Origin of the sequence: Mesorhizobium sp. M4A.F.Ca.ET.022.05.2.1 (assembly GCF_003998845.1) — a bacterium.
Lineage (GTDB): Bacteria > Pseudomonadota > Alphaproteobacteria > Rhizobiales > Rhizobiaceae > Mesorhizobium.
Genome location: NZ_RZOJ01000447.1, coordinates 1 through 4,851, shown reverse-complemented (window position 1 = coordinate 4,851; position 4,851 = coordinate 1). Strand labels below are relative to the sequence as shown.

Sequence of the window (4,851 nt, the reverse complement as noted above, 5' to 3'; positions counted from 1 at the left end):
CTTGCCGACGGCCTTCAACAGGTTCGCCTTCAGCGGATTTTCGGGCGCGCCGCCGGCAGCCGCCTTCTTGGCTGGCTTGGCCGGCGCCTCGTCGGCCTTGCTCTTCGACTTGGCTGGCGGCTTGGCCGACTGCGACAGGCTCGCCTTCAGCGCATCCATCAGATTGATGACGTTGCCGCGCTCGGGCGCGGCCGCAATGATCGGCTTGTGGCCCTTCAGCTTCTCGCGGATCATCGCCATCAGCGCCACCTCGTAGCGATCCTCGTAGTTCTTCGGATCGAAGGCGGTTTCCTTCTGCTTGATCAGCGCCTCGGCGAGCTGCAGCATTTCCGGGTCCGGCTTGCCGGCCGGAATGTTGCCGAAATATTCAGCCGTGCCGCGCACTTCGTTGGGATTCCTCAAGGTGCAGACGAACATGCCGTTCTCGCGCGCGCCGATCGTCACCACGCGCTCGCGGCTGGAGAGCACGAGCCTGGCGATCGCCAACTTGCCGGATTTGCGCATCGCCTCGCGCAGCACCGCGAAAGTTTCCTCCGCCATGGCGCCGTCGGGGGCAAGGTAATAGGGTGAGTCCTGATAGATGACGTCGACCTCGCCCTCATCGACGAAGGCCTCGATGTTCATCGTGTGGTTGGATTCGATCCTGACCGCATCGAGGTCGGCGTCATCGATGATGATGTACTGCTTGTCCTCGTACTCGTAGCCCTTGACCAGGTCCGAGCGCTCGACCAGCCCGAGCTCGGGATCCACGGGCTTCATATTTATGCGGTTGTGGGTCTTCTTGTGCAGCTGGTTGAATGTGATGCGTTCGCTCGCGCTGGTGGCCGGATAGAGCCGGACCGGACAGCTGACGAGGCTGAGCTTGAGGTAACCTTTCCAACTTGCCCTGGGCGCCATGATGAACTCCTACGCGGCCATGCACTGACAGTTACTTGCAGCGCTCCGGCTCAAGGACGGTTGGCGCCGTGGAAATCCTACACCGACCCTTGATGGTACTGCCGAATTCCTGACGAAGTGTTTTCTGGGGCGGGTTTGGTGGGAGAATAGTTCAAATTGTAGCAAGCGTCGATGGAGATGGGGTTGAGACGTTGGCGGGACGCTGACGATTGGCCGGAGGCCTCGATGCTTCGTCATCCTAGGGCGGAGCAAGGAGCGAAGCGACGCGCGCAGACCCTAGGATCCATGCCGGAACGTGCGAGCGCCGCAACGGTGCAAAACAAAGAGCTCGAACCATTCCGGATTGGTCTTCTCGATCAAGTCGACCTTCCACTGACGTGGCCAGCGCTTCAACGACTTTTCGCGCTGGATGGCATCAGTGATGTCGAAGAATTCCTCATATCAGACCAGACGTTGCGCGCCGTAGCGGTCATGGATCGACTTTAGCTGGCGGTATTGCGGGCGACCATTCTGCACAATTGCATTCTACGGCCGAAGTCACGGCATGGATCCTAGGGGCTTCGCCGCGCTTCGCTCCTTGCTTCGCCCTAGGATGACGAAAGACGCGAGGGCTTCGCCTCATGCATGGCCTACCTCCCCGCCAACACCGGCAAGTCCCTCGCAGCCTCGTCGATCTCCGCCCAGGGATCGCCCGATGTCTCCAAAAGCCCCGGCAGCGAGGCGTAGTTGAGGTCCTCCGGCGCGTCGATCGTCTCGAGATCCGTCCAGCTCACCGGGGTCGATGCTGGCAAGTTGGTGCGGGCGCGCAGCGAATAAGGGGCGGCGGACGTGTGGCCACGGGCGTTGCGGTGGAAGTCGATGAAGATGCGGCGCTTGCGGTTGTCCTTGCCCATCGTCGTGGTGAAGGTGTCGGGCGCGGTCGACGCGAGATAGGTCGAGATCGCGCTTGAGGCCTGGTGCAGCTTCTTCCAGTTCTGCTTCCTGGTCACCGGCACCGTGATGTGGATGCCCTTGCCACCGGAGGTCTTGGCGAAGGGCACCAGGCCCAGCACTTCCAGACCGCCCTTGATGTGGACCGCCGCCTCCACCACCTCGCGCCACGAAATGCCCTCGCCCGGGTCGAGGTCGAAGACGATCTGGTCGGGCTTGTCGAGTTTCGTCCGGTGCGTGCCCCAGGTATGGAACTCGACGACGCCGAACTGGGCTAGCGCCAGATAGCCCTTGGCGTCCTCGACCGAGAGATAGGTCTTGGTTTCGCCTTCCGAATTGATCGACTCGAACACCGCCACCGAAGGCGGCATGCCGGTGAAAGCGTGACGCTGAAAAAAACAGTCCTGCGGCTTGCCGGTCGGGCAGCGCACCAGCGACACCGGACGGCCGATGATGTGCGGCAGCATGAAATCGCCGACCAGCGCGTAATAGACCGCGATGTCGAGTTTTGTCGGGCCGGTCTTGCCGAACAGCCGCCGCTCCGGATTGGTGACCCAGATGGTGGCGAGATCGGATTCGGCGATCAGCCGCGTGCGCTTCACCGGCGCCGGTGTGGTCAGCCCGCCGATATCGCGCAGGCCGCGAAATACGCCGTGGCGGATCGCATTGTCGGCGGTGCGGTTCGAATAGCGAATGCGGGCCGACAGCAGCGGCTTCACCCAGTGCATCTCGCGCATGATCTCGCGCGGCGCGCCTTCCGGCGGACTGGCGCCGGCCGTCAGCCGTTCCAGCCGCGTAAGCAGCTCCGTCGCCATGTCGCGATCGAAACCGGTGCCGACCTTGCCGCGATAATGCAATTCGCCATTCTCGAACTCGGCCATGCCGAGCGCCGCCAGGCCCTCCGCGCGGTCGGAGACGGTATAGCCGGCGATGACGAAATCATCCGTCTTCTGCGCCTTCACCTTGGTCCAGCTCTTGGTCCGGCCGCTCATGTAAATGGCGTCGGCGCGCTTGGAGACGACGCCTTCCAACCCAAGCTCCGAGGCCTGGTCGTAGAGACCCTGCCCGTCGCCTTCGACATGGTCGCTGTACTGGATGGCGGCGTTGGCGGTCTGGCCGGCGAGCAGCTCGGCAAGCAGCGCCTTACGCTTCTGCAGCGGCGCCTTGCGCAGATCCCAACCGTTGAGATGGAGAAGGTCGAAGGCGTAGAAATGCAGCTTCGAGCCGGCGCCTTCGGCCAGCGCGTCCTGCAGCAGCGCAAAGCGCGAGATGCCCTTGTCGTCAAGCACCATGATCTCGCCGTCGATGATCGCCTGGCTCACCGGCAGTCGTGAAAAGGCCTGCGGAAGATCGCCGTAGCGCTTCGTCCAGTCGATGCCGCCACGGGTGATCAGCCTGACCTCGCCGTCCATGACATGCGCCATGGTGCGGTAGCCGTCGAATTTTATCTCGTGCAGCCAGAGTTGACCGGTGTGCTCCGCGGGATCATTGCCGCCCGGCGGCTTCGGAACCTGTGTGGCAAGCTGTGGCTCGATGCGGCCAGGTGGCGGCGCTTTGACAGCACCGGGCAACGCGTCGGGCTTGAAGGAGCCGGGTTTCGGCGGCAGGCGCTCGCGCTTCTTCGGCGGCGCCACCAGTTCCTCGATACGACGGCCGGTTTTCACGCTCTCCGGCCGTTGGCTGAGGATGTCGCGGCTGGTGTCCGAAGCGAGGTCGCGCTCCTTGAACAGGAGCCAGTTCTTCTTTGCCTCGTCCTCGCCGGGCTTCGGCTTCAGCCGCGTCAACATCCAGCCGCCATTCAGCTTCTGGCCGGCCAGCCGGAACTTGAAGGCGCCGGTTCTCAGGCTTTTCTCGACGTCGTCCATCGGCGCCCAGGTGCCGGTGTCCCAGACGATCATCGGCCCGCCGCCATATTCGCCCTCGGGGATGACGCCCTCGAAGTCGATATATTCGACCGGATGGTCCTCGGTCTCGACCGCCAGCCTTTTGTCGGCCGGGTTGAGCGAAGGCCCGCGCGGCACCGCCCAGCTCTTCAGCACGCCGCCGACCTCGAGCCGCAGATCGTAGTGATCGGCGGTGGCGTGGTGCTTGTGGACGACGAAGCGGTTGCCCTCACTGCTCGCAAGCCCGCCCGCGGGTTCCGGCGTGCGGGAGAATTCGCGCTTGGCGCGGTAGGGTTTGAGTTTGGAGGGAGGCGGCATGGGTCAGGCGCCAAGGCGCAGAGCGGACAATGGCAAAGGCCGCGTTCCTTCGCGCCCCCCTCTGTCCTGCCGGACATCTCCCCCACTTGGGGGGAGATTGGCAGTTCGAGCGCCGGTGCTCCCCTTGAAACGTCGGCGATTGGCAAAAGCGGCAACTGCATCTGATCTCCCCCCTTGAGGGGGAGATGGCCGGCAGGCCAGAGGGGGGTGCTGTCCCGCCAGCCTTGCCATGATCATCCGTGAAAACTCAATCGTCGGCAGCCGGCGTGAGCTCGAGCTCAGCCGGGGTCAGCCCCTGCCTGAGCTGCGACAGGCGGAACTCGTCGACCCAGTAGGCCTCGCCGTCGACCAGCACGCGCGCGCTGTATGTGCCGCCGGAGAAGCTCTGCGCGGTGACATAGACCTTGTGGCGCTCGAGCGCCTTCTTCACCGCGGCGCGGCGGGAATTTTCTCTGGCGGCGGGACTGGCCATGGCCTCACTCGAAACACGCTGCCGCAGGGATTGCGGCTGCTCCAAGGATGGCGGAGAGCGGCGGGGGAGTCAATTTGGGGAAGCGCCTCCCCTCTCCCGCCAGCGGAGCCCCTAATAATCCATGCCGCCCCCGGGCGGCATCATGGGACCGGCCTCCTTCTTCGGCTTTTCCGCCACCATCGCCTCGGTGGTAACCAACAGCCCGGCGATGGAGGCGGCGTCCTGCAGGGCGGTGCGCACCACCTTGGCCGGGTCGATCACGCCTTGGCCGTAGAGATCGCCATAGTCGCCAGTCTGGGCGTTCCAGCCGAAAGAGAATTGACCGTTCTCACGCAGCTTGCCGACGATGAT

At 64.0% G+C, this 4,851-nt stretch carries 4 protein-coding genes and 1 pseudogene; all 5 read right to left on the bottom strand.

Annotated elements, in window-relative coordinates:
• On the bottom strand, positions 1-897 hold an 897-nt coding region (locus tag EN745_RS30170; protein ID WP_127422931.1), incomplete at its 3' end, for a Ku protein.
• Positions 898-1,173: 276 nt separating this feature from the next.
• Positions 1,174-1,365 (bottom strand): annotated as a pseudogene (locus EN745_RS37315) (hypothetical protein); the annotation flags it as partial.
• 161 nt (positions 1,366-1,526) lie between these two features.
• Positions 1,527-4,028 carry a DNA ligase D gene (ligD, locus tag EN745_RS30160; RefSeq protein WP_127422930.1) on the bottom strand — a complete coding sequence of 834 codons (2,502 nt, stop codon included), beginning with the start codon at positions 4,026-4,028 and terminating at the stop codon, positions 1,527-1,529.
• Positions 4,029-4,275: 247 nt separating this feature from the next.
• Positions 4,276-4,500, bottom strand: a complete 225-nt coding sequence (locus EN745_RS30150; RefSeq protein ID WP_127422929.1) for a hypothetical protein — start codon at positions 4,498-4,500, stop codon at positions 4,276-4,278.
• Positions 4,501-4,611: 111 nt separating this feature from the next.
• The coding region (locus EN745_RS30145; protein ID WP_281034797.1) for a TCP-1/cpn60 chaperonin family protein at positions 4,612-4,851 on the bottom strand (240 nt) is incomplete at its 5' end.